The 25244-nt window shown below is 67.3% G+C and carries 23 protein-coding genes; 11 read left to right on the top strand and 12 right to left on the bottom strand.

Translation table 11 applies throughout. From position 1 onward, the window contains the following. Positions 1-5: 5 nt before the first annotated feature. Positions 6-674: a hypothetical protein gene (locus DES45_RS04190; protein WP_114768680.1), complete on the bottom strand. Its 669-nt coding sequence runs from the start codon at positions 672-674 to the stop codon at positions 6-8. A gap of 211 nt (positions 675-885) precedes the next feature. On the opposite strand from DES45_RS04190, the gene ugpB reads away from it, so the two are divergent. The 5 genes from ugpB (at position 886) to DES45_RS04215 (ending at position 7629) form a co-directional block, all read left to right on the top strand. Then, positions 886-2196 carry a sn-glycerol-3-phosphate ABC transporter substrate-binding protein UgpB gene (gene ugpB, locus DES45_RS04195; RefSeq protein ID WP_114768681.1) on the top strand — a complete coding sequence of 437 codons (1311 nt, stop codon included), beginning with the start codon at positions 886-888 and terminating at the stop codon, positions 2194-2196. A 120-nt stretch (positions 2197-2316) separates the two neighbouring features. Next, positions 2317-3198, top strand: a complete 882-nt coding sequence (ugpA, locus tag DES45_RS04200) for a sn-glycerol-3-phosphate ABC transporter permease UgpA (protein WP_114768682.1) — start codon at positions 2317-2319, stop codon at positions 3196-3198. Next, positions 3198-4046, top strand: coding sequence for a sn-glycerol-3-phosphate ABC transporter permease UgpE (ugpE, locus tag DES45_RS04205; protein WP_114768683.1), 849 nt, complete (start codon positions 3198-3200; stop codon positions 4044-4046). Before ugpA ends, ugpE begins: the two co-directional genes overlap by 1 nt. 109 nt (positions 4047-4155) lie before the next feature. After that, positions 4156-5232 carry a sn-glycerol-3-phosphate import ATP-binding protein UgpC gene (locus DES45_RS04210; protein ID WP_114768684.1) on the top strand — a complete coding sequence of 359 codons (1077 nt, stop codon included), beginning with the start codon at positions 4156-4158 and terminating at the stop codon, positions 5230-5232. A 765-nt stretch (positions 5233-5997) separates the two neighbouring features. Then, positions 5998-7629, top strand: a complete 1632-nt coding sequence (locus DES45_RS04215; RefSeq protein WP_114768685.1) for an HAL/PAL/TAL family ammonia-lyase — start codon at positions 5998-6000, stop codon at positions 7627-7629. Between the two features lie 52 nt (positions 7630-7681). Here DES45_RS04215 and DES45_RS04220 read toward each other — a convergent pair whose 3' ends face one another. Continuing rightward, positions 7682-7981, bottom strand: a complete 300-nt coding sequence (locus tag DES45_RS04220) for a hypothetical protein (RefSeq protein WP_114768686.1) — start codon at positions 7979-7981, stop codon at positions 7682-7684. An 80-nt stretch (positions 7982-8061) separates the two neighbouring features. Here DES45_RS04220 and DES45_RS04225 point away from each other — a divergent pair, with 80 nt between their 5' ends. Further along, on the top strand, positions 8062-8583 hold the full coding sequence (locus DES45_RS04225; RefSeq protein ID WP_114768687.1) for a GNAT family N-acetyltransferase: 522 nt from the start codon (positions 8062-8064) through the stop codon (positions 8581-8583). Here the strand turns inward: DES45_RS04225 and DES45_RS04230 are convergent. From DES45_RS04230 to DES45_RS04265, 8 genes are all read right to left on the bottom strand, one after another. Then, entirely contained in the window at positions 8580-9014 is a 435-nt protein-coding gene (locus DES45_RS04230) for a GNAT family N-acetyltransferase (RefSeq protein WP_114768688.1), read from the bottom strand. The two genes, DES45_RS04225 and DES45_RS04230, sit on opposite strands and share 4 nt — an antisense overlap. Then, positions 9011-10249 (bottom strand): allantoate amidohydrolase, encoded by a 1239-nt coding sequence (locus DES45_RS04235; protein ID WP_114768689.1) that lies wholly within the window; start codon positions 10247-10249, stop codon positions 9011-9013. The genes DES45_RS04230 and DES45_RS04235 overlap by 4 nt, the downstream gene beginning before the upstream one ends. Before the next feature lie 63 nt (positions 10250-10312). Further along, complete coding sequence (locus DES45_RS04240; protein ID WP_114768690.1) at positions 10313-11356, bottom strand: NAD(P)/FAD-dependent oxidoreductase; 1044 nt, start codon at positions 11354-11356, stop codon at positions 10313-10315. 70 nt (positions 11357-11426) lie between these two features. Next, positions 11427-11741, bottom strand: a complete 315-nt coding sequence (locus DES45_RS04245; protein ID WP_114768691.1) for a 2Fe-2S iron-sulfur cluster-binding protein — start codon at positions 11739-11741, stop codon at positions 11427-11429. Between the two features lie 124 nt (positions 11742-11865). Continuing rightward, entirely contained in the window at positions 11866-12579 is a 714-nt protein-coding gene (locus tag DES45_RS04250) for an ABC transporter ATP-binding protein (RefSeq protein ID WP_114768692.1), read from the bottom strand. Beyond that, positions 12576-13352, bottom strand: coding sequence for an ABC transporter ATP-binding protein (locus tag DES45_RS04255; protein ID WP_114768693.1), 777 nt, complete (start codon positions 13350-13352; stop codon positions 12576-12578). The genes DES45_RS04250 and DES45_RS04255 overlap by 4 nt, the downstream gene beginning before the upstream one ends. Then, entirely contained in the window at positions 13349-15196 is a 1848-nt protein-coding gene (locus DES45_RS04260) for an ABC transporter permease (protein ID WP_114768694.1), read from the bottom strand. Before DES45_RS04260 ends, DES45_RS04255 begins: the two co-directional genes overlap by 4 nt. Positions 15197-15251: 55 nt before the next feature. After that, entirely contained in the window at positions 15252-16466 is a 1215-nt protein-coding gene (locus DES45_RS04265) for an ABC transporter substrate-binding protein (RefSeq protein WP_114768695.1), read from the bottom strand. 123 nt (positions 16467-16589) lie between these two features. Between DES45_RS04265 and DES45_RS04270 the strand changes: the two genes are divergently transcribed. From DES45_RS04270 to DES45_RS04285, 4 genes are all read left to right on the top strand, one after another. Then, entirely contained in the window at positions 16590-17816 is a 1227-nt protein-coding gene (locus DES45_RS04270; RefSeq protein WP_245429734.1) for an amidase, read from the top strand. A 68-nt stretch (positions 17817-17884) separates the two neighbouring features. Beyond that, positions 17885-18763 (top strand): SMP-30/gluconolactonase/LRE family protein, encoded by an 879-nt coding sequence (locus tag DES45_RS04275; RefSeq protein ID WP_114768696.1) that lies wholly within the window; start codon positions 17885-17887, stop codon positions 18761-18763. A gap of 3 nt (positions 18764-18766) precedes the next feature. Then, complete coding sequence (locus DES45_RS04280; RefSeq protein ID WP_114768697.1) at positions 18767-19783, top strand: aldose epimerase family protein; 1017 nt, start codon at positions 18767-18769, stop codon at positions 19781-19783. A 78-nt stretch (positions 19784-19861) separates the two neighbouring features. After that, on the top strand, positions 19862-20047 hold the full coding sequence (locus DES45_RS04285; RefSeq protein WP_114768698.1) for a hypothetical protein: 186 nt from the start codon (positions 19862-19864) through the stop codon (positions 20045-20047). A gap of 7 nt (positions 20048-20054) precedes the next feature. Here DES45_RS04285 and DES45_RS04290 read toward each other — a convergent pair whose 3' ends face one another. Beyond that, positions 20055-22130 (bottom strand): M3 family metallopeptidase, encoded by a 2076-nt coding sequence (locus tag DES45_RS04290; RefSeq protein ID WP_114768699.1) that lies wholly within the window; start codon positions 22128-22130, stop codon positions 20055-20057. A gap of 46 nt (positions 22131-22176) precedes the next feature. Then, positions 22177-22965, bottom strand: coding sequence for a dienelactone hydrolase family protein (locus DES45_RS04295; RefSeq protein WP_245429736.1), 789 nt, complete (start codon positions 22963-22965; stop codon positions 22177-22179). A 172-nt stretch (positions 22966-23137) separates the two neighbouring features. Between DES45_RS04295 and DES45_RS04300 the strand changes: the two genes are divergently transcribed. Further along, positions 23138-25177 carry an AI-2E family transporter gene (locus DES45_RS04300; protein WP_114768847.1) on the top strand — a complete coding sequence of 680 codons (2040 nt, stop codon included), beginning with the start codon at positions 23138-23140 and terminating at the stop codon, positions 25175-25177. The last annotated feature ends 67 nt before the right edge of the window (positions 25178-25244 follow it).

A 25244-nucleotide genomic window follows, 5' to 3' on the forward strand; every position in this document is an offset into this window, starting at 1 on the left:
GGGCTTCAATCCCTGCCGTAGATCCGGACCCGGCTGCCCTGGTTGAGGTGGCGCTGGAAGGGGCCGGATCGCGGCGCCGGCGGCGCCGACGCTGCATTCAGCTCGTTGACGCCGGGGCGGTCGGCTCGCTCCGTGTCGCGGCGGTCGCCGGTGGCCGTCGTGTTCCCGGCTCCGAGGTCGGCGGTTCCGAGCTCGTCGGTGGCGTTCGTCAGGGTGCCCATCCCGGGGAGAGCATCGGCGTTCGTCATGCCGGCCGTGGCGCCGGCGGTCAGCCCGGCGCCGAGCGGCGCGCCGGCATCGGCTCCGGAGGATCGATCCCCGACGGCCTCCCGCGTCTCGCTGTCGAGATCGAGCGGGTTGAACATCTCGAGGACCCGCACGGCCTCGTCGAGCCTGTCCCGGTCGACGCGCGCGGCGATGAGCGCGCAACCCTGTCGCAATTTCCTCTCGAACAGGTGCAGGTCGGATTGCGGCAGGTCCAGGCCGCCGATCTCGGCGCGGGCATCGTCGGAGGGAGTCAGGCTGCGGAACCCCGAGATCGAGGAGACCTCGCGGGCCTCCGAGAAGCCGATCGCGGTGATGTGAGACTGCGCGATGCCCATCTCCATGAGGGCCTGAAGGGCCTGATGAGCCTGGGAGTGATCCTGGAACAGGGCCGTGACGATGCGGGGCATGGGAACGCTTTCCGTTTGGGTATACCCATTCAACGAATGGTCGCTCCGGCCTGTTCCCCGGCGGACGTTAAGCCTGCTGAAGGAAAGGGCTTCCATTTTGGAGCCGGCTATGCTTGTCATGATTTTGTCATGGAAATGTCATCCGGCCTTTACGGAGGGGTGATGAACGACAAGAACATCCCTAGTGGGATGACTATGGGAGAGATCGGTTATGAAGAATAAGTCCTTCCTCGCCGCCCTGGCCGTCGGCCTTGCGACGAGCACGTCCGCGTTCGCGCAGACGGAAATTCAGTGGTGGCACGCCATGACGGGCGCCAACAACGACGTCGTGAACCGGCTGGCCGAGGAGTTCAACGCCTCCCAGAAGGATTACAAGGTCGTCGTGAGCTACAAGGGCCAGTATGCCGACACCCTGAACGCCGGCATCGCCGCGTTCCGCGCGGGCAACGCCCCCCACATCCTCCAAGTCTTCGAAGTTGGCACGGCCACCATGATGGGCGCCCGCGGCGCCATCAAGCCCGTCCACGAGATGATGAAGGAAGCCGGCGAGAAGTTCGACCCGCAGGCCTACCTGCCGGCGATCACCGGCTACTACTCGACGGCCAAGGGCGAGATGCTCTCGTTCCCGTTCAACTCCTCCTCGATGGTCATGTGGATCAACAAGGACGAACTGAAGAAGGCCGGCGTCAACGAGATCCCGAAGACCTGGCCTCAGGTGTTCGACGCCGCCAAGAAGCTGAAGGCCGCCGGCCACAACACCTGCGGCTTCTCGAACGCCTGGGCGAGCTGGGCGAACGTCGAGCAGTTCTCGGCCTGGCACAACGTGCCGATGGCCACGAAGGCCAATGGCCTCGACGGCTTCGACACGGAGATGAAGTTCAATTCTCCGCTGCACGTGAAGCACCTGCAGAACCTCATCGACCTGCAGAAGGACAAGACCTACGACTATTCGGGCCGCGACAGCCGCTCCGAGGGCCGCTTCACCTCGGGTGAATGCGCGATCTTCCTGACCTCGTCGGGCTTCTACGGCAACGTGAAGGCGAACGCCAAGTTCGACTACACCTCGGTGCCGATGCCGTACTATCCGGACGTTCAGGGCGCTCCCCAGAACTCCATCATCGGCGGCGCCTCGCTCTGGGTCATGGGCGGCAAGTCGGCCGACGAGTACAAGGGCGTCGCCAAGTTCTTCACGTTCCTGTCCGACACGGATCGCCAGGCCAAGCTCCACCAGGAGTCGGGCTACCTGCCGATCACCAAGGCAGCCTACGAGAAGACCAAGGCGTCCGGCTTCTACGAGAAGAACCCGGTTCTCCAGACCCCTCTGATCGAGCTCACCAACAAGGAGCCGACCGAGAACTCCCGCGGCCTGCGCTTCGGCAACATGGTGCAGATCCGCGACGTGATCTCGGAGGAGATCGAGTCCGCCCTCGCAGGCCAGAAGCCCGCCAAGGACGCGCTTGACGCCGCCGTGAACCGCAGCAATCAGATCCTGCGTCAGTTCGAGCGCTCCGTCAGCCGCTAAAACCTGCTAAGCACACGCGTCATCCCGGGCGGTCTCCGACCGCCCGGGATGATCTTATCACGAGCCTGCGGAACGGCGTCGCCGCTCCGGGCCGGCCTGTCCTAGGGTGACCTGAACGCGATGGAAAAACGCGCCCTCTTCTCAAGCAAGATCCTGCCGTATGCGCTGCTCCTGCCGCAGCTCGCGATCACGATCATTTTCTTTTACTGGCCAGCCTCCCAGGCCGTTTGGCAATCCTTCCTCATGGAGGACGCCTTCGGGCTCACCAGCGAGTTCGTCGGGTTCGAGAACTACCGCGCCCTGTTCGCGCAGCCCGAATATTACCGGGCGATGGTGACGACGGCGGTCTTCTCCACGGCCGTCGCGCTCCTGTCCCTGTCCTGCGCCCTCCTGCTCGCCACCCAGGCCGACAAGCAGCTGCGGTTCGCCCACGGCTACAAGACGCTCCTGATCTGGCCCTATGCGGTGGCCCCGGCCATCGCGGGCGTGCTGTGGATCTTCATGTTCCATCCGACGCTCGGCACCCTGGCCCGTCCCATCAAGGGGCTGGGCATCGACTGGAACCCGATGCTCAACGCCAACCATGCCATGATCCTGCTGGTGCTCTCCGCCACCTGGAAGCAGATCAGCTACAACTTCCTGTTCTTCCTCGCGGGGCTGCAGTCGATTCCCAAGAGCGTGATCGAGGCCGCCGCCATCGACGGCTCGGGCCCGGTGCGGCGCTTCTGGACGATCATCTTCCCGCTGCTCTCGCCCACCACCTTCTTCCTCATCGTGGTCAACATCGTCTACGTGTTCTTCGACACGTTCGGCATCATCGACGCGGTGACGGGCGGCGGACCGGCCGGGCAGACCACGACCCTCGTCTACAAGGTCTACGCGGACGGCCGCCTCGGCGGCGATCTCGGCGGCTCGGCCGCCCAGTCGGTGATCCTCATGGTCATCGTGATCGCGCTCACCGCCATCCAGTTCAAATACGTCGAGCGCAAGGTGCAGTACTGATGGTCGAGAACCGCCCCTACAGAAACTTCCTGGCCTATCTGGTGCTGACGATCGGCATTGTGATCGTCGCCTTCCCGGTCTACCTGGCGATCCTCGCCTCGACCTTCGACGCCGGCACCATCGCCAACGGCAACATGCCCCTGCTGCCCGGCGACCAGGCGGTCACGAACTACACCCGGACCATCTTCGAAGGCGCGTCGCGCACCTCGCGCGAGCCCGTCGGCGGCATGATGCTGAACTCCTTCATCATGGCCATGGGCATCGCGGTCGGGAAGATCCTGATCTCGATCCTGTCCGCCTTCGCGGTGGTGTATTTCAACTTCCCGTTCCGCAAGACGGCGTTCTGGGTGATCTTCATCACCCTGATGCTGCCGGTCGAAGTGCGCATCTATCCGACCTACAAGATCGTGGCGGATCTCGGCCTCCTCGACACCTATACGGGCCTCGTCCTGCCGCTGATCGCGTCGGCGACCGGCACGCTGCTCTTCCGCCAGTTCTTCATGACGATCCCGGACGAGCTCCTGGAGGCCTCGAAGATCGATGGCGCGGGCGCGTTCCGGTTCTTCAAGGACACGCTCATCCCGCTGTCGATCACCACCATCGCGGCCCTGTTCGTGATCCAGTTCATCTACGGCTGGAACCAGTATCTCTGGCCGCTCCTGATCACCACCAAGAGCTCGATGCAGACCATTGTGATCGGCATCAAGAAGATGATCACCACGCAGGACGCCCTGACGGAGTGGCAGATCGCCATGACGACGGCCGTGCTCGCCATGATCCCGCCGGTGCTGGTGGTGATCTTCATGCAGCGGCTCTTCGTGAAGGGGCTCGTCGAAACCGAGAAGTGATGCGCAGATCCTGCGCATCGTCCACCCCGCAGCGGGTGGGCACGTCATGATTGAAGAACATCCCGCCTGGCGCCTTGAGCGGCCGGGCCGAAGCGAAGGGTTGAAGACTATGGCAGGCGTTACGCTCGATACGGTGCGGAAGGTCTATACGGGCAATGTCGAGGCCGTGAAGGGCGTGTCCCTCGGCATCAAGGACGGTTCGTTCTGCGTGCTCGTCGGACCGTCGGGCTGCGGAAAATCCACGCTGCTGCGCATGATCGCTGGTCTCGAGACCATCTCGGGCGGCGCCGTGAAGATCGGCGACCGGGTCGTGAACGAGGTCGAGCCCGCCGACCGCGACATCGCGATGGTGTTCCAGAACTACGCGCTCTATCCGCACATGAGCGTCTACGACAACATGGCCTACGGTCTGAAGAACCGCGGCACGCCCAAGGACGAGATCGAGAAGCGCGTGAAGGAGGCGGCCCGCATCCTGGCGATCGAGCCGTTCCTCGCCCGCAAGCCGCGCCAGCTCTCCGGCGGCCAGCGCCAGCGCGTGGCCATGGGGCGCGCCATCGTGCGCAAGCCGCAGGTCTTCCTGTTCGACGAGCCCCTCTCGAACCTCGACGCCAAGCTGCGTGTGCAGATGCGCGTCGAGATCAAGCGCCTCCAGCGGGCGCTCGGCGTGACGTCGATCTACGTGACGCACGACCAGGTCGAGGCCATGACGCTCTCCGACCAGCTCGTGGTGATGTCGGGCGGCCAGATCGAGCAGGTCGGCACCCCGGCGGAGGTCTATCGCCGTCCCGAGACCCGGTTCGTGGCGACCTTCATCGGCTCCCCGCCCATGAACATCCTCCCCGGTAAGGTCGAGGGCCCCGGCCGCGTCTCCGTCGGCGGCCAGACCATTTCCGTCACCGACATGCGCGACGGGCTCGCCCCGGGCTCGGCCATCGAGGTCGGCCTGCGTCCGGAGGACGTCCAGGCGGGCGCCGCCGGCAGCAGCAGCCTGACGATGGACGTGGATTTCGTCGAGGAGCTCGGCGCGACCCAGCTGTTCCACGGCAAGGTCGCCGGCACGGAGTTCGTGGTCCAGGCCTCGACCGGCCAGATCCCGGCCGACAGCCGCACCCTGACGCTCTCCATCGATCCGACCAACGTCCACCTCTTCGACCCGCAGACGACGAAGCGCCTCGGCCGCGCGTAAGCACTGCGGCAGCTCCTCCGCGTCCTATGGGCATTCAGGCCGGCGCGTCGGAGCCGGGCTCGGAACCCAGTACCGCTGACAGTCAAAGGAAAAGGCGCTGCAAGCATCGCAGCGCCTTTTCGCTTGCGTAGGGTTGACAGGTTCCAGGCTCCGCTGCCCGGCCCCGACTGACGAGCAGAGACGATGTTCCTCATTTGTTCTTGACTGCCGCGTCAAGCTTGGCTATATCGTTGCCGTTCGCTCTCGCGAGGGACGCGCCCGAGGCGTCGGTCGAGGAGAGCGGATGCGGCTGTGATCGTCGGCGGCTTCGCACCCCGCGGGCGGCACGGCTCCGAGCGGGAGACGAGGCAGGCGGGTCTGTTCGGGCAGGGCCGTCTTCATCCTCTCCTCAGCCTCGCCCGCGCCGCAGGCCTGACACGCCGGCGGAGCTGCGCGAACGAGCGCCCTAAGGTGCATGGGGACTGCTGTGGGGTCCCGGATCATGCGCCGGAGCGCGAGGCCGGAGCCGGGACAAGCCGCGCGCGGGATGCGGTTGCGCTTCCCGTCCGGGCGGCTCCCGCCCCGAACTCTTCGCGCTCCGCTTCGGACCGCGAGGCCCAACGCGTCCCGCGCTTCCCTCGTCTCAACGAGAGTGCCAGGACCAGACGAACAGCCCTTCGCGCCCGAAACGGCGTGGAGCCCATCACCCGTGGGCGCCCGTCGCGGCGCGGCGGTTGCGCCCCGCACGAAGCCCCATTATCCCTTGAGCGACAGCGAGGAACAGCGATGACGGTCAAGCTCGACGGGGAAAGTCTCGGTATCCAGGACGTGGTGCGCGTGGCGCGCCCGAACGCTCACGGCCGGTTCGCGGAGGCCATGCTGGCGCCGGAGGCGCGCGAGCGCATCGCCGCCACGCGGGCCTATATCGACAAGACCTGGATGCATGACGACGCGCCGCTCATGTATGCCTTCAACACCGGCGTCGGCCTGTTCAAGGACCAGCGCGTCCTCATCGCCGACATGGCAGCCTACCAGAGCAAGACGGTCTATGCCCACGCCACCGGTATCGGTGAGCCGTTCGCCGAGGACGTGACGCGCGCCATGATGCTGCTGCGCGCCAACGCCTTCGCGTCGAACTATTCCGGGCCGCGCGTCGAGCTGGTCGAACGGCTGATCAATTTCCTCAATGCAGGCCTGCATCCGGTCATCCCACAGAAGGGGTCGGTCGGCGCCTCCGGCGATCTTGCGCCGCTCGCCCACATGGCCGGCGCGGTCTGCGGCTTCGCCGAGGCCCACATGGTCTACGAGGGCCGCCTGATGCCCGCGCGCGAAGCGATCGCGAAGGCAGGCTTCAGCCCCGATTTCGAGCTCGGCGCCAAGGACGCCTCCGCCCTGATCAACGGCTCGACCACGTCGCTGGCCCTCGGCTCCCTCGCCACCTTCGACGCGCGCCGCCTGCTCAAACACGCCGACATCGCCATGTGCCTGTCGCTCGAGGCCATGCGCGGCGAGCTTGCGGCCTTCGATCCGCGCGTTCACCGGGCGCGTCCGCATCCCGGACAGGCCAAGGTCGCGCGCAACCTCCTGCGGATTCTCGACGGTACGAAGCGCTGCTCGCAAGCCGCGCGCGACGTGGTGTTTCCGGACGAGCCGCGCCAGCCCGGCACGCCCGCGAGCCCGCGCGTGCAGGACGTGTATTCCCTGCGCTGCACGCCGCAGGTTCACGGACCGGCCGTCGAGGCGATCGAATACGTGGAGCGCATCATCGGCACGGAGATGAATTCCGCCACCGACAACCCGCTCATCTTCGACGACGGCAACGGCGGCTACGTGTCGATCTCCGGCGGTCACTTCCACGGGCAGTACGTGGCGCAGGCCATGGACGTGCTCGCCATCGCCATGGCGGATCTCGGCTCCATCTCGGAGCGGCGCTTGGCTCGCCTCATCGATCCGACCATGTCCTACGGGCTGCCGCGCAACCTGCTCGCCGGCAAGCGCGGGCTCAACACGGGCTTCGCCACCGTGCAGTGCTCCATGTCGGCGCTGGTGATGGAAAACCGCGGGCTCGCCACGCCGGGCTCCGTCGATTCGATTCCGGGCAAGTCAAACGCGGAGGACCACGTGTCCAACTCCACCTGGTGCGGCCGCAAGGCGCGCACGATCGTGGAGAACGTGGAGCAGATCGTGGCGGGCGAATTGCTGATGGCCGCGCAGGCTCTCACGCTCGTGGATCCGGTCGCGAAGGACTACCCGCTCGGCAAGGGCTCGCAGGCCGCCATCGAGGCCATCCGCGCGGTCATTCCACCGGCCCTTGACGGCGACCGCTGGTACGCCACGGAAATGCGCCAAGCGCTCGATCTCGTGCGCTCCGGCGCCGTGGTCGAGGCGGTGGAGAGCGCCGTCGGCGCGCTGGAGTGACGACAAAGAAAAAGGCCCGGACAAGCCGGGCCTTAGCTGTCATCGGAGCCGATCAGCGGCAGCGGCGCACGTTGCGCACGACGACGGAGCCGTTCGGGCGGTAGACGCGTTCGGTCACCATGCGGCAGCGGTTGTTCCAGCCTGTCGGCCTCACGCCGCAGCGGCGCTCGGTGCGGTACACCACGCGGCCGTTCGGGCGCACGGTGCGGACACGACGGGTCACGCAGGCGACGTCCTCCACGAGGGACGGAGCTGCGATCGGGCCGCCGTTGAAACGGGCCTGTGCTTCCGGAGCGGCGAAGAAGCCTGCACCAAGGGCGAGGGCGAATGCGGGGAGGACGATGGCGCGCATGATCCATTCCTTCGTTATTGTAACAGGACAAACGACAACGACGAGGCTATGCCTTGGTTCCTGCTGCTGAGACCAAAATCATGCCCGCTTCCGTCATCATCAGGCCCGTTCAAGCCGAAGATTGTGTCGAATTGGTTAACTCGAACCTCGCGAGCATCGCGCTGCACGAGCCGTGGGTCTATCCGTGCCGCGACGAAGTCGGCTTCCATGCCTATCTCAAGAATTGCGGCACCGAGCGCGCGGTCGGCCTCGTGGCGCGCGAGAGAAGCAGCGGGCGCATCGCCGGCATCGTGAACATCAGCGAGATCGTGCGCGGGTTTTTCCAGAGCGCCTATCTCGGCTATTACGGCGCCGTCGGCATGAGCGGCCGCGGGCTGATGAGCGAAGCGGTCGCGCTTGCCGTAACGCATGCCTTCAAGGACCTCGGCCTCCACCGTCTCGAAGCCAACATCCAGCCCGGCAACACACCGTCCCGCGCGCTCGTGGAGCGTCTCGGATTTCGTCAGGAAGGATATTCGCCGCGTTATCTCAAGATCGGCGGGGAATGGCGGGACCACGAGCGCTGGGCGATCCTCAGCGAGGACTGGCCGGCGCGGAGTTAGCAGGCCTTCAACTTTTTCTGAAGAAAATACCGGCTGCGGCCTGTCGGGAAATCGGCCAGCTCGCCGAAGCGCGCATAGCCGAGCCGCTCGTAGAGAAACAGCGCATCGGGGTTGAGCGTATCGAGCCATGCGGAATGGCAGCCGCGGCGCAGCGCCTCCTCCTCGGCCATGGCGATGATGCGGCGCGCGATGCCTTGTCCGCGCAGGTGCTCGGGCACGAAGATCAGCTCGATCGTCAGCCATTCCAAGCCGGTGCGGCCCCAGAGCCCGCCGATGATGGCCCCGTCCGCGTCGTCGCGAATGACGACCGCGACATTCTCCACCTGGAGGCCAGGGAAGAGCACGGTGCTGTTGAAGTCGCGCAGGCCGTCGAGAATGTCCGCCCGGATTCCGGGATCCGGGCTGGTGACGAGAGCAAGGCTGTGGGTCATGCGACGATCGTCTTCACCGTTTCAAGCAAGGCGCGCGCGGCCGCATCGGCATCCTCGACCGTGATCGACTCCGCCGGATTGTGGCTGATGCCGCCCTTGCAGCGCACGAAGAGCATCGCGACGGGACACAACGCCGCCATCGCGACCGCGTCGTGTCCCGCGCCGGAGGCCAGGTGCAGCGGTTCGACCCCGATGCTGCCGATCGCCTGCTCGAGGCGCAGCATCAGGTCCTTGTCCATCGGCGTCGCGGGCGAGTCCATGAACGGCTCGATCGTGAAGCCGACACCGCGGCGCTGCGCGGCCGCTTCGCATTCGCTGAGGATGTCCTGCACCATCGCATGCCGCACCGCATCGTCGGGCGAGCGCGCGTCGAGGGTGAAATCCACCCGTGCCGGAATGACGTTGATGGCGCCCGGCTGCACCTGCGCGACGCCCACCGTCGCGACCGTGTCGCTGCGCTTCGCGCCGGCGCGCTCGACGATGCCGATCATCTCGGCCACCGCCGCAAGCGCATCCCGGCGCATGCTCATCGGCACGGTGCCCGCATGGCCCGCTTCGCCCGTCACGACGGCGCGGGCGCGGGTGATGCCGTTGATGGCCGACACGATTCCGACCGGCAGGTCCTTCGCCTCCAGCAGCGGACCTTGCTCGATGTGGACTTCGAGATAGCCGCGGTAGCGCGCCGGATTGCGCGCGATGCCGGCGATGCCCTCAGGGCTGCCGCCGAATCGCGTCAGCGCCTCGCGCAATGTCACGCCGTCCTGGTCGCGTCCGTCGAGCCAGGCCGGGTCGTACCGGCCCGAGAGCGCATAAGACGTCGAGAGATTGGTCGGGAAGCGCGCGTTCTCCTCGTCCCCGAAAGCCAGAACCTCGATCGGGCAGGCGGGCACGACGCCCTCGGCCCGTAGGGCCTCGACCACGACGATGCCGAGCACGACGCCGAGTGTGCCGTCGAAGCGTCCGGCATCCACGACCGTGTCGATGTGGGACCCGATGACGAGCGCGGGGGCGTCGGGATCGGCGCCCTCCAGGCGCCCGACGACCGAACCGAGCGGATCGATGTGGCTGTCGAGCCCGGCCTCGCGCATGAACCGGAGCGTCGTCTCGGCGGCCTCGCGATGGGCCGCGGAGAGATAGAGGCGGGTGAGGCGTCCGGGCTCGTCGCTGTGTTTGCCGAGAGCGTCGAGCAGCGCCATCGCGCGCCGGCCGAGGGAAAGATCTGAGGGCATGGTCATGCCCCGAACATTTTCAGGAAGCGGCCCGTTCCGCAAGGGGGAGACGGGCCGCTCCGGGACCGATCAGGCCGCGACGCCGAGCTTCTTCTGAAGGCTCGTGGAGGAGGTCGTGTATTGGAACAGGAGCTTCTTCTCCGGATACACGTAGCGGTGCACTTTCTGGGCCGCGAGCGCGCCCTCGTGGAAGCCCGAGAGGATGAGCTTGAGCTTGCCCGGATAGGTGTTGATGTCGCCGATGGCGAAGATGCCCGGAACGTTGGTCTCGAATTTCTCGGTGTCGACGGGAATCAGGTTCTCGTGCAGGTTCAGGCCCCACTCGGCGATGGGCCCGAGCTTCATGGTCAGGCCAAAGAACGGCAGCATCACGTCGCAATCGACCTCGAAGGTAGAGCCGTCGTCCTTGCGGATCACCGCGCCTTCGAGCACCGGCGCCTCGCCCTTGAGGGAGGCGACCTGGCCGAGATGCAGGTCCATGTCGCCGGAGGCCACGAGGGAGCGCATCTTCTCGACCGTGTGCGGCGCGGCCCGGAAGGCGTCGCGGCGGTGGAGCAGCGTCAGACGCTTGGCGATGGGCTGCAGGTTCACGGTCCAGTCGAGGGCGGAATCGCCGCCGCCGACGATCAGAACCTTCTTGTCGCGGAACATCTGCATGTGGCGCACGGCGTAGAACACGCCCGTGCCCTCATAGGCCTCGATGTTCTCGATCGGCGGCTTCTTGGGCTGGAACGAGCCGCCGCCCGCCGCGATGATGAGCGACTTGCAGATGAAGGTGGTCTCGTTCTCGGAGGTCTTCACCCGGAAGCGCGGAGCCTCGGGCGTGCCGATCGATTCGACGCTTTCCACCATCTCGTTCAGGTGGAAGGTCGGGTGGAACGGCTCGATCTGCGCCATCAGATTGTCGACGAGGCCCTGGCCCGTCACCATCGGGAAGCCCGGAATGTCGTAGATCGGCTTCTCGGGGTAGAGCTCGGCGCACTGGCCGCCGACCTTCGGCAGGATGTCGACCACGTGACATTTGATGTCGAGGAGGCCCAGCTCGAAGACGGCGAACAGGCCCACGGGTCCTGCTCCGATGATGACGACGTCGGTCTCGATATTGTCGGTCATGAACTGGCTCCTTCGCAGGGTCCCGAAAAGCACGGTCTCCGGCGTTTGGCAATGCGGCAGGCTTGACGAATCAGGTCCCCGTCGGGGCGAGGGTGACCTCCAGGCCGTCGAGCTCGGGGGTCCAGAGGATCTGGCAGGAGAGGCGGGAGTTCGGCTGTGTCACCACCGTGTCGAGCTGGTCCTCCTCCTCCTCGGTGGCCGGATAGAGCTTGGGGATCCATTCCTCGGCCACGAAGACATGGCAGGTGGCGCATTCGCAGGCCCCGCCGCACAGGCCCTCGATGGGCAGGCCCCAATCCCGGATGATCTCCATGACCCGCCAGCCCTCGATGGCCTCGAGGGTGTGGCGCTGGCCTTCGCGATCGGTCACATGGATGACGCCCATGAAGCGGGACTTCCCCTAAAAGCGCTTGAATGCTGGAGAACGGCGCAGGACGCGCCGGACCGGGTGCATATCGGTCGTTTGGCCCGATCCGTCAATGTCTTGGGCTCCGCTTGGGCGATTTGCCCTAAACCCCCAGGGTCTCGGCCCGCAGGGCCGCATCGGCCATCAGGGCCTGCATGGAGCCCTGGAAGCGGATCTCGCCCCGCTCGATCACGCAGGCGCGGTCGCTGATCCCCGCCGCGAAGGCCCAGTTCTGCTCAGACAGGAGCACGGCGACCCCCTCCGCCTTCATGGCCCGGACCGCCTCGGCCATCATCTGGACGATGACGGGGGCGATCCCCTCCGACGGCTCGTCGAGCAGGATCGCCTCCGGATTGCCCATGAGGGTGCGGGCGATGGAGAGCATCTGCTGCTCGCCGCCCGACATCTGGTTGCCGCGCCGCCCCTGCATCTCGGCGAGGTTCGGGAACAGCCGGAAGAGCCGCTCCGGTGTCCAGGGGGAGAGGCCCGCCCGCGCCTCGCGGCGCCCGACCTCCAGGTTTTCCTCGACCGTGAGATCCGTGAAGATGCGCCGGTCCTCGGGCACATAGCCGAGCCCCAATCGGGCGATGCGGTAGGTGGGCAGGCCGACAATGGATCGGCCCTTGAAGGCGAGCCGCTCGGCCGAGGCCGGCACGAGCCCCATGATCGCCTTGAGGGTCGTGGTCTTGCCGGCCCCGTTGCGGCCCACCAGGGCCATCACCTCGCCGGGATGGAGCTCGAACGAGAGACCGAACAGGACCCGCGCCCGGCCATAGGCGGCCGACAGGTTGCGAACCTCGAGCAGGGGAGCGCTCATGCGGGGCTCCTTGCCGCCGGCGGATCGAGCGCATGCTCGTCGCCGAGATAGGCCTGCCGGACACGGGCATCCTGGCGGATCGCGTCGGGCGCGCCTGCGGCGATGATCTCGCCGCGCAGAAGCACCAGCACCCGGTCCGCATGGCCGAAGACCACGTCCATGTCGTGCTCGGTGAACAGCACGCCGATGGATCGCGAGGCGGCGATCGAAGCGGTGAGGTCCATGAGGGCGGCGCGCTCCCGCGGCGCCATGCCGGCGGTGGGCTCGTCCATGAGAAGGAGCTTCGGCTGGCCTGCGAGCGCGATGGCGAGCTCGACGCGCTTCACGTCGCCATAGGCGAGCGCCGAGCAGGCGCGGTCGGCCGCATCCTGCATGCCCACGAGGCCAAGGAGCGCCAGGGCCTCGTCGCGATGCCGGACCCGGACGGGTCCCGACAGCTCCTGGGTCTCCCTCCGGCCGCTGATGAGCGCCATCTGGACGTTCTCGGCCACCGTCATGGACAGGAAGGTCTGGGCCACCTGGAAGGTGCGGCCGACGCCTTGGCGGAAGCGCCTCTGGGGCGAGGCCGACGTGATGTCCCGGCCGTCGAGGAGCACCTGGCCCCGGTCGGGCCGGAGCTGCCCGCCGATCATGTTGAAGACGGTCGACTTGCCGGCGCCGTTCGGGCCGATCAGGGCGAGCATCTCGCCGCGCTCCAGGGTGAAGCCGACGTCGCGCGCCGCCACCACGGCGCCGAAGGATTTTCCGAGATTGCGGACCGCCAGCAGGCTCATGCGCGTGCCTCCCGCCATGCCGCGACCGTGCCGACGAGGCCGCGCGGGAAGATCAGCACCATGGCGATGATGCTCAGGCCTAGGATCAGGCGCCAGTGGGAGGTCAGCGGCATGACCTGGTCGCGCAGGGCGTGGAGCACGCCCGCCCCGACGAGCGGCCCGGTGATGGTCTGGATGCCCCCGAGGAGCAGCATGGTGAGCGCGTCGACCGAGGTCGGGATGCCGAGCAGACTCGGATCGACCGAGCCGCGGGAGAAGGCATAGATCCCGCCCGCGAGGCCGGCGGTCGCTCCGGACAGGATGAAAGCGCGCCAGCGCAGCCGGCGCACGTTGAGGCCGATGGCCTCGGCGCGTGCTTCCGAATCGCGGGCGGCGCGAAGCGCATAGCCGAAGGGCGCGTCGATCACGATGCGCACGAGCAGGATGGCGAGCGCGGTCAGTCCCAGCGCCAGCAGGTAATAGCGCGTCTGGCCGCCGGCCCAGTCGGAGGGCCAGACGCCGACGATGCCGTTGTCGCCTCCCGTGACGTCGACCCACTGGAAGGCCACCGCATAGATGATCTGCGCGGCCGCGAGCGTCATCATGGCGAGATAGATGCCGGAGAGGCGCACCACGAAGGCGCCGATTAACGCGGCGCCGAACGCCGCCAGCACGATGGCGAGGGGCAGCGCCGCCTCCATCGGGGCCGACAGCAATTTGACGCCGAGCGCCGCCCCGTAGGCTCCGAGGCCGAAGAAGGCCGCATGACCGAAGCTGACGATGCCGCCGACCCCGATGAGAAGCTGCAGGCTGAAGGCGAAGAGGGCAAAGATCAGGATCTCGGTCGCGACCTTCAGGAGGTAGGGATCGGCCACAAGGGGCAGGCAGGCCAGAAGCACCAGCACGACCAGCGCAGCGACCTTGTGCCAGGGCTGCGGCGTCCGGCTCGCGATGCCGACCGCATGGGTGCCGCCGACGATCTCGGGCCGCCCGAAGAACCCGTTCGGCCGGATCGCCAGCACGACGGCCATCAGGAGGAAGACGACCACGAGGGTCCCCTTCGGGAAGACCAGAATGCCGAAGGCCTGCAGCTGGCCGATGATGAGCGCCGCCAGGAAGGCGCCGGGCACGCTGCCCATGCCGCCGACCACGGTGACGACGAAGCTCTCGGCGATGACCGACAGGTCCATGCCCGTGTTGGCGGCGACGCGGGGGATCTGGAGAGCGCCGCCCAGCCCTGCCAGGAAGGCCCCGAGAAACAGCGTCCCGGTGAAGAGCACGGCCTGGTTCACGCCGAGCGACGCGACCATCTCCCGATCCTGCGTGGCGGCACGCACCAGCACGCCGAACCGGGTCTTGCGCAGCAGAAGCCAGACGAGCCCGAGAACGAGGGGCCCGGCGGCGATGAGGACGAGTTCATAGGACGGAAAACGGCGGCCGAGAATCTCGACGGGCGCGCGCAATCCCGGCGCGCGCGGGCCGAGGATGTCCTGCGGGCCGAAGACCTGCACCACCGCATCCTGGATCACCAGCACCACCCCGAAGGTAGCGAGCAGCTGGAACAGCTCGGGCGCACCGTAGATGCGCCGCAGCAGCAGGACCTCGATGAGAACGCCGATGAGGCCGACCACGAAGGCGGAGGCCAGGATGCCGGCCCAGAAGGTCACCGGGCCGAAATAGAACTGAAGCAGCCACGGCACCAGGGTGGCGGCCGTGTAGGCGCCGATCATGTAGAGCGAGCCGTGCGCGAAGTTCACGATCCGGGTGACGCCGAAGACGAGCGTCAGGCCGCAGGCGGTGATGAAGAGCGACGAGGCGCTGGCGAGCCCGTTAAGGGCCTGGATGACGATGAACGAAGGGTCCATGGCTCGTCAGCCTCCCAACGCGGGAAGCGAGGGGCGGGCCGGTCGCTCCAAGGCCTTAGTCCTTCCGTACGGCTTTGACCTCGGCTTCGGTCGGCATGAACGAGGTGCCGTCGAAATATTTCCAGTCGGTCATGCCGCCGGTCGCGCCCTTCAGCGCCAGCTTGCCGACCCAGGCGCCCATGGTCGCCTGATGGTCGATGCCGCGCATGGAGACGGGACCGATGACGGTGTCGAACTTCGCGTCCGTCAGCGCTTTGATGAGGGCATCAGTATCCGTGGAGCCGGCGCGCTCGATCGTGTCGCGGATCATGTAGAGCACCATGTAGCCGAGGAGCGAGCCGAGGCGCGGCGTGTCTTTGAACTTGGCCCGGTAGGCGTCGACGAAGGCCTTGTGCTTGGGATCGGTGATCTCGTCCCAGGGATAGCCGGTCACGATCCAGCCCTCGGGCACCTCGTCCTTCAGGGGCAGGAGCCATTCGGGCTCGCCGGTGAGCAGCGACAGGACCGTCTTGTCCTCGAACAGGCCGCGGGTGTTGCCCTCGCGGACGAACTGGGTGAGGTCGGGACCGAAGAGCACGTTGAAGATGCCGTCGGGCTTGGCCTGCTCCAGGGCCGAGACGGTCGCGCCGGCCTCGATCTTGCCGAGCGCCGGATACTGCTCGGCCACGACCTCCGCGCCCGGCACCCGCTCCTTGATGAGGCGCTTGAACACCTCCGCGGCCGACTGGCCGTATTCGTAGTTCGGCGCCACGATGGCCCAGCGCTTGGCGCCGGAGGCCTTGGCCTGATCCACCAGCATGCCGACCTGCATGGTGTTGTTGGGGCGGATGCGGAAGGTGTAGCGGTTGCCCTGCGCCATGGTGATGGCATCGGTCAGGGGCTCGGCGGCGATGTAGACGATCTTCTTCTGGTTGGCGAAATCCGCCATGGCCACGCCCACATTCGACAGGAACGAGCCGAAGAGCAGAACCGCGCCCTCACGGGTCACCAGCTCCTCGGCCACGCGGGTGGCGTCACCCGTGGTGGCGCCGTCCTCGCGGGAGACGATCTCGATCTTGCGGCCGAGAACCCCGCCCTTGGCATTGATCTCGTCGAGGGCCAGCTGCCAGCCGTTGCGGTAGGGCACGGTGAAGGCCGCCTGCCTGGCATAGGAGTTCAGCTCGCCGATCTTGATCGGGGCATTGCCGGCCGGCTGCGCATGAACCGATGGTGTTCCGAGTGCGAGCGCTGCTCCAAAAGCCAGCCAGCAGATCGTCGAAATTTTCGCCATCACCCATACCCTTCGTGGGAACCCTGCCAGGATTTAGGGCCAATCCTGACCCGAAGGAAGCCTTAATGCTCAGCCGGTCCGGATTTCCCGCCTTGCCGCCTTCGGGAGGGGGTGCCAAAGTGCATGCCTCCCTTCCTCAACGACCGAAATCCCATGCTGCTCGATGCCGATCCCGCCCGCGCCTTCATGCCTTATCCGGCCGTCATCGTTCCGCATCGCGAGGGAGGGCCGCTGTCGGGACTGACCTTCGCGGCCAAGGACCTGTTCGATGTGGCCGGCTACCCGACCAGCAGCGGCTCGCCCCACATGCTCGCCATGTCGGGCATCAAGACCAGGACGGCGCCGACCGTGCAGAAGCTGCTCGACGCCGGCGCGCGCCTCGTGGGCAAGACGATCACGGACGAGCTCGCCTTCTCGATGAGCGGCAAGAACGCCCATTTCGGCACGCCGGTGAACGGCGGCGCACCCAACCGCATTCCGGGCGGCTCCTCCTCGGGCTCCGCGTCGGCGGTCTCCAACGGGTTGTGCGATTTCGCGCTCGGCACGGATACGGGCGGCTCCGTGCGCGCGCCCGCCAGCCATTGCGGGCTGTTCGGCATCCGTCCGACCCATGGGCGCGTGAGCCTCGAGGGCTGCCACGATCTCGCCCCGTCCTTCGACACCTGCGGCTACTTCACCCGCGAAGGCGCCACCTTCCTGCGCGTCGGCGAGGTCCTGCTCGGGCCGGATAAGACGCCGCTTCCGGATCGTCCTCGAACCCTCCTGGCGAAGGATGCCTTCGGGCTTCTCGACCGGGCGGTGTTGGAATCCCTCGCGCCGGCTGTCCGCCAGGTCGAGGCTATCCTGGGCCGGGCGGAGGAGCGCAAGGTGGCCGAGGACGGGTTCACGGCTCTCTACTGGGCCATGCGCTACATCCAGAGCCGCGAGGCCTGGACGGTCGACGGGCCGATGATCGAGCGCTACCGGCCGCCGCTGGGGCCCGGCGTCGCCGATCGATTCGAGTTCTCCCGGCAGGTGACGGATCAGCAGGTGACCGAGGCGCTCGCGATCCGCAGCGTCTTCCGGGAGCGGTTCAGCACCCTGCTGGGACGCGACGGCGTGCTGATCCTGCCGTCCATGCCGGACGTGGCGCCGCTGCTCACGGACAGCGAGGAGGCGCTCAACGACTACCGCAACAATGCCTTGAGGATGCTCTGCCTCTCGGTCCTGTCGGGTCTGCCGCAGGTCTCGATCCCGCTCGCCTCCCGCCTCGGCGCACCGTTCGGGCTGTCCCTGATGGGGCCTGCCGGTTCGGACCTGAGCCTCGTGGCGCTCGCGGCACGGATCGCCGAGCAGGGCAGGGCCGGTTGAACCGGCACCGTCCCGCGGAGTTACCGCAGGGCGAGACCAGTGAGGGGAGCATCGATGGGGAGCCGCGCATGACCAGTCCGGTCGTTCATCCGAACACGCCGCACGTCGCGGTTCCCAGCGCCTGCATGGTGGGCGAGGGGGCCCTGTGGGACCACCGCACCGGCACGGTGTTCTGGGTCGACATCAAGAACCCGGGCATCTGGCGCTATCACCCGCAGACGCAGCAGCATTCGCGCCTCGACGCGCCGGAGCGGGTCGGCTTCGTAGCCCTGACCCCGGATCCAGACATGGTGGTCGCAGGCTTCAAGTCGGGCCTCGTGCGCCTCGACCTGCGCGACGGCTCCTCCGAGCCCATCGTGTCGCCCGAGCTCGACAACCCGGCCAACCGCATCAACGACGGGCATGTGGGGCCCGACGGGGCGCTCTATTTCGGCACCATGCACGACGACGAGGAGCACCCGACCGGCTCCTTCTGGCGCTGGGACGGGAAGGAGCTGATCCAGTTCCACGAGGGCTTCATCGTCACCAACGGGCCGGCGATCAGCCCGGACGGGCGCACGCTCTACGCCACCGACACGATCGGCGGCACGATCTATGCGCTCGACCTGGACCAGGGCCGCCTCGGCGAGGCGCGCCGCTTCATCCAGTTCGACAAGGGCTGGGGCCACCCGGACGGGATGGCGGTGGATGCCGAGGGACATCTGTGGGTGTGCCATTGGGGCGGATCCCGCATCACGCGTTTCGGCCCTGACGGCTCCATCGAGCGGATCGTGCCCGTGCCGACCGCGCAGGTAACGAAATGCACCTTCGGCGGCCCGGATCTCACGACGCTCTACATCACGACGGCGGCGATCGGTCATGACCCCCACATCGATCCGATGGCGGGCCACCTCTTCGTCGTCGACGCCGGCATACGGGGCATCAGGGCCAACATCTTCGAGGGCTAGGTCATGACCATCGGGCGTTTCGGTTCGGTCGACGGCAACGACGTTCTGGAGGCGACGCTCACGGGACCCGGCGGGATGGAGATGCGCGTCCTGACCTGGGGAGCGGTGGTCCGGGACCTCGTGGTGCCGTCGGCGAACGGCCCGCAGCGGGTCGTGCTCGGGCTCAATTCCATCGAGGACTACATCGCCCACTCGCCGTATTTCGGCGCCATCGTCGGGCGCTACGCCAACCGGATCGACCATGCGCGCTTCACCCTCGACGGCGAGACCTTCAGGCTCGACGCCAACGAGGGCAGGAACCAGCTCCATGGCGGCTCCCGCGGCTTCGGAACCCGGCTGTGGACCATCGTCGACCGGCAGCCGTCCAGCGTCACGCTTGCTCTCGTGTCCGAGGACGGGGACATGGGCTATCCGGGGCGTCTGATCGCCACCTGCACCTATTCCCTGGAAGAGCCCTCCACGGTGCGGATCGTGCTCGAGGCGACCTGCGACCGGCCGACGCCCGTCAATCTCACCACCCACGGCTACTTCAACCTGGACGGCGGTCCGGACATCTCCTCGCATCACCTGATGATCCGGGCCGACTACATCACTCCCACGGCGCCGGATCTCATTCCGACCGGGGAAATCAGGCGCGTCGAGAACACGGATTACGACTTCACCACCCTTCGGCCGATCGGCGCCGCCCAACTGATGCAGCACCGTACGACCTACGACATCAACTACGTCCTGAAGGAGGGGGACGACGAGTTGACGCACGCGGCCACCCTCGCGTCCCGCAGGAGCGGCCTCGCGATGGAGCTCTGGACGACGGAGCCCGGGGTCCAATTCTATGACGGACACCTGCTGAACGTGCCCGTGCCGGGCTTAGGCGGCGCCCATTACGGCCCCCATGCGGGCCTCTGCCTGGAGCCGCAGCGCTTTCCCGACGGCCCCAATAAGGCCCATTTTCCCGCGTGTATCTTGGAACCTGGAACCGTGTCCCGGCAGGTGAGCGAGCTGCGATTCACGCGTTCCTGAGGAACCTGCGCCCAGCTGGGCCGTTGATGAAGTGGCGTTGCGTCTCGTTAAAAACCAAACAAGAACAGGGAGACCGCCATGCCGGTGCTCGATGCCAAAGCCCTGAAGACCGACCCCGAAGGGGCGGCTTTCCTGCTGAGCGTCCTGCGCCGCAGTCCCGCTCCCATGACGAAGCCTGCGCCCAGGCCGAACGCCATGCAGGCACGCCCCGGCAAGCCCGCCGAGGGGCCCGTGCCGGCGAGCCCCTCGACCGTGTCCGTCTAGATCGTCCTTAGGCCGCCGGCGTCGCCGACAGGCCCCTCTTGGCAAGCAGCGCCTCGGGCGTCGGCAGGCGGCCGCGGAAGGCCGTGTAGGCCTCGGCCGGATCGCGCAGGTTGCCGGCCGAATAGATGAACCGCTTCAGCTTGTCGGCGGTCGTCCGGTCGAAGGCGTCGCCCGTCTCCTCGAAGGCGTTGAAGGCGTCCGCGTCGAGCACCTCGGACCAGAGATAGCTGTAATAGCCCGACGAATAGCCGTCGCCCGAGAATACGTGCGTGAAGTGCGGCGTGCGGTGCCGCATGATGATCTCGCGCGGCATGCCGATCTTTTTCAGGGATTCCTTCTCGAACGCGGCAGCGTCGAGATCCTTCGGATCGGTCAGGCGGTGGAGGTCGATGTCCACGAAGGCGGAGGCCAGGTACTCGACCGTCGCGAAGCCCTGGTTGAAGTTGCGCGCCGCCATGAGGCGCTGGAGAAGCTCCTCCGGAATCGGCTCGCCGGTCCGGTAGTGGGTCGCGTAGCGGCGCAGGATGTCCGGCTGCGACAGCCAGTGCTCGTAGAGCTGGGACGGCAGCTCCACGAAATCGGTCGAGACGCTCGTGCCCGCGAGCAGCGGATAGGTCACGTTCGAGAGCAGCCCGTGCAGCGCGTGACCGAATTCATGGAAGAGCGTGCGGGCATCGTCGAAGCTCAGGAGCGAGGGTTCGCCCGGTCCGCCCTTCGCGAAGTTCATCACGTTGACGATGATCGGGCGCACGTCGCCCGTGAGCCTTTCCTGCGAGCGGAACGCGCTCATCCAGGCGCCGCTGCGCTTCGAGCTGCGCGCGAAGTAATCGCCGATGAAGATGCCGACGAAAGCCCCGTCGGAGCCGGTCACGCGCCAGGCCCGGATGTCCGGGTGGTAGCGCGGGAAGTCCTTGATCTCCTCGAAGCTCAGGCCGAAGAGCCGGTGCGCCGTGTCGAAGGCCGCATCGATGATCCGGTCGAGCTGGAAGTACGGCTTGATCGTCGCCTCATCCAGGTTGTGCTGCCGGTTTCGGACCTGCTCCGCGTAGTAGCGCCAGTCCCACGGCTCGATCTCGATGTTGTCGCCCTGCGCCTGGGCCTGCGCCTGCAGGTCGTCGCGCTCTTCCTGGGCCCTCCGGCGCGCCGGCGTCCAGACCTCGTTGAGGAGGTCAAGGACGGCCTCCGGCGTCTTGGCCATCGTGTCGGCGAGCTTGAACTCCGCGAAGGTCTCGTAGCCCAGGAGCTTCGCCCGTTCGGCCCGAAGCGCCACCATCTCGGCAATGAGGGCCTTGTTGTCGGTCGCGCCGCCCGCGTCGCCGCGCGCCGCCCAGGCCTTGAAGGCCTGCTCGCGCAGGTCGCGACGGCTCGAGAACTGGAGGAACGGCTCGATGCTGGAGCGCGACAGCGTGATGACGTGCTTGCCGTTCAGGCCCGCATCCTCGGCGGCCTGCGCGGCCGCCTCGACCAGGAAGGGCGGAAGGCCGGCGAGATCGGCTTCGCCGTCGAGGACGAGCCGGTAGGATTTCTCGTCGGCCAGGACGTTCTGCGAGAACTGGGTGCCCAGCGACGCCAGCCGTTCGGTGATCGCCGCGAGGCGCTTCTTCTCCTCGGGCCCGAGGCGTGCGCCCGCACGCACGAAGATCGTGTGGTAGCGGTCGAGCACCCGCGCCTGCTCGGCATCGAGGCCGAGCGTCTCGCGCCGACGGTGGAGTTCGTCGACGCGCCGGAACAGCGTCTCGTTCATGAAGATGCTGTTGCGGTGCTTGGCGAGCACCGGGGCCATCTCACGCTCGATGGCCTGGATGGCGTCGTTCGTATGGGATCCCGAGAGGTTGAAGAACACGCCGCCGACCCGCTTCAGGGCCTGCCCGCTGCGCTCCATCGCCTCGACCGTGTTGGCGAAGGTCGGTGCGTCCGTTGCGTCCGCGATGGCCGCGATCTCCGCCTGCTGCTCGGCAAGCGCCGTGTCGAAGGCCGGACGGAAATGGTCGGGCGCGATGCTCTCGAACGGAGGGAGCCCATGAGGGCCCGTCCAGGGACGAAGGAGAGGGTTGTCCGCGGGGGTCGAAGCAGGTGCCGTCATGGTCTCTCGGTGTCCTCACTCGTTCGGGCGATCATTCTTAGCGGCCTCATCCGTTCATCGGAAGAGCCGTCGAGCCGTCGGCCTGGCCGGAGCCGAGGTGGCGCTGAAGGAAGGCGAGCGAGCGCCGGGTGGCATCCCGCTCGGCCTCGCCGCGGAACCCGTGGGCCTGCTCCGGATAGATCTTCACCTCGTGCGGCACGTTCTGCTGCCGCAGAAGCGCTTCGATCGCATAGGCGTTCGAAACGGGAACGATCGGGTCCATGCCGCCGTGCAGCACCAGAGTCGGCGGAAGCCGCGCGTCCTTCGCAATCGCGCCCTGGGGAAGCGGACCGAAGTAGTTCACCAGCGCCCTGATGCGTGGCTCCGCGCTCGACACGGCTAATCCTAAAGCCGCGCCGAGCGAGATGCCGACGATGCCGATGCGCTTCGGATCGGCCCCGTCATGGCCTGACGCCCACGCGAGCGCGTCGTGGACCGTCTCCATCCAGGGCTGGAAGTTCTGGAACAGGGTGCTGAAGGAGGCGCGCCTCTCGCCGGTCCGGTCGAGGTAGTGGACGAGGTGGACCTGATAGCCCGCCCTCGCGACGCTTCGGGCCCCCTCGCGGTACTGCCCATGGCCGCCCAGCCCGTCGGCCCCGTGCAGCATGAGCACGGCCGGGCGGGGTGCGGAGCCGCCCTCCTGGAAAGTCTCGACGGCAATGGCCCTGCCGCCGCTCCTGAAGCTCTGGCGCTGTTCCATGAGAGGCATAAGGCTCGGCTTTCCTTCCTGGGCGTGGATGGAGGGGGAGGCGGCGAGAGCCGCCCCGATGAGGAGGTTTCGTCTGGAAATCGACATGGGCGGAATGCGGATGAGACTGCTGAAAACCTTAAGATGGGGGCGGGCTCACGTTCTCCGAGACGGCAAAAGGTCCCAGGAATCGGCTTCTCCTTACGGCCAAGGATCGATCCGCGGCCTTTGACGTTGTCGTGGAGGCCGACCGGAGTCCCGCGGCCGGAGAGACATGTTCATGCCCGTTGCCCCGACGCCCGTGCCGCCCCCAGAGACCGAGGTCCAGCCCCCGGGCGTCCCAGGCATCAGCGGCTTGATGACCCTGGCGGTCGGGGTGGTGGTCCTGGCCGCCCTGTATATCGGCCAGGACGTGTTCCTGCCCGTCGTGCTCGCCATCCTGCTGGCCTTCGTGCTCGCGCCCTTCGTGGAGCTCCTGAGGCGCTGGCGTCTCGGGAGGGTGCCGTCGGTCATCATCGCGGTTCTCGTCACCCTCGGGATCATCGGAGGCCTGGGGACCGTAATCGGCTACCAGCTCGCTGGGCTGGCCACCGATCTGCCCCGCTACCAGACCACCATCCGCGAGAAGGTCGGCTCGCTCCGCTCAGGAACCATCGGCCATCTGCCGTCCCTGTGGAAGCAGTTCAACACCGCCGTGAAGGAGGAGCCGAAGGAGAATCCCGAAACGCCGCCTCCGGCTCAGGCTCCGTCGTCGGCTGCTCCAGCGCCGGCGCCCGTTCCCGAACCCGGCCCGCTCCCGGTCGAGGTGCACGAGCGCGAACCGACGCCGCTCGAGATCGCACGCAACATCGCGGTGCCTCTGCTCCACCCGCTGGCGACCACCGGCATCGTCTTCGTGGTCCTGATCTTCATCCTCCTGCAGCGGGAGGACCTGCGCGACCGCATGATCCGGCTGTTCGGCTCGACCGACCTGCACCGCACCACGGCCGCCATGGACGACGCGGCGCGGCGGCTCAGCCGCTACTTCCTCACCCAGCTGGCGCTCAATTCGGGCTTCGGCGTCTTCATCGGCGTCGGGCTGTGGCTGATCGGCGTGCCGAGCCCGGTCCTGTGGGGCGTCTTCACGGCCCTGATGCGGTTCGTGCCCTATATCGGCTCGTTCCTGGCGGCGGCCTTCCCGATCATGCTCGCCGCCGCCGTCGATCCCGGCTGGTCGATGGTCCTCATGACCATCGCGCTCTTCCTGATCAGCGAGCCACTGATGGGACACGTGGTCGAGCCCCTCGTCTATGGCCAGAGCACCGGCCTCTCGCCGTTCTCGGTCGTGATCTCAGCCATCTTCTGGACCTGGCTCTGGGGGCCTGTGGGCCTTCTCATCGCCACGCCGCTGACCCTCTGCCTCGTGGTGCTCGGCCGGCACGTGGAACGGCTCGAGTTCCTGGACGTGCTGCTGGGCGACCGGCCGGCGCTCACGCCCGCCGAGAACCTCTACCAGCGCATGCTGGCGGGCGATCCCGACGAGGCGCTCGAATCCGCGGAGCTCCTGCTCAAGGAGCGCTCGCTCACCTCCTATTACGACGAGGTCGCCCTCAGGGGCCTTCAGCTCGCCGCCAACGACGCGAACCGGGGCGTGCTCACGGGCCATCAGCTCGAGCAGGTGAAGACCGTGGCGCAGGCCCTGGTGCACGACCTCTCGGCCCATGACGACGTCGAACCGGAGCCGAAGGAGACCGAAGCCGAGCCCGTGGCGTCACCCGAGAACGCCAAGCCCGACATCAAGGAGCCTGCGGTCGAGCCGAAGCCGCGGGAGGACTTGATCCCGGATTCCTGGGCGGCCCCCGGCGCGGTCCTGTGCATCGCCGGACGCGGGCTCCTCGACGATGCCGCCGCCGACATGCTGGCTCAGCTCCTGGGCAAGCACGGGCTCGGCACCCGCACCGTTCCGCACGCCGAGGTGTCGCGGACGGCGATCGCCAACCTCGACGCGACGGGCGTGCAGATGGTGTGCGTCTGCTATCTCGAGATCGGCGGCACCCCGGCGCATCTGCGCTTCCTCCTGAGGCGGCTGCGCAAGCAGGTTCCGAACGTGCCGATCCTGGTGGGCCTGTGGCCCTCCGACGACAAGGTGCTGCAGGACGAGGCGCTTCGCGGCACGATCGGCGCGGACTACTACGTCGTGTCCCTGCGCGAAGGCGTGAGATGCTGCCTCAAGGTCGCGACCAGCGCAGAGGAGAGGTCGGACGCGGTCCGCTCGGCCAAGGCCAACCAGCAGGCCGACAAGAGCATGGCGTCCGGCGAGCGTCTGCCTCTGCCGGCTTGAATGAAAAAAGAGCCGGCTCCGACAGCGTGAAACCGGCTCTCTTCCGATTTTCGGACCGCGATATGCG

This window comes from Microvirga subterranea (assembly GCF_003350535.1).
GTDB classification, from domain to species: domain Bacteria; phylum Pseudomonadota; class Alphaproteobacteria; order Rhizobiales; family Beijerinckiaceae; genus Microvirga; species Microvirga subterranea.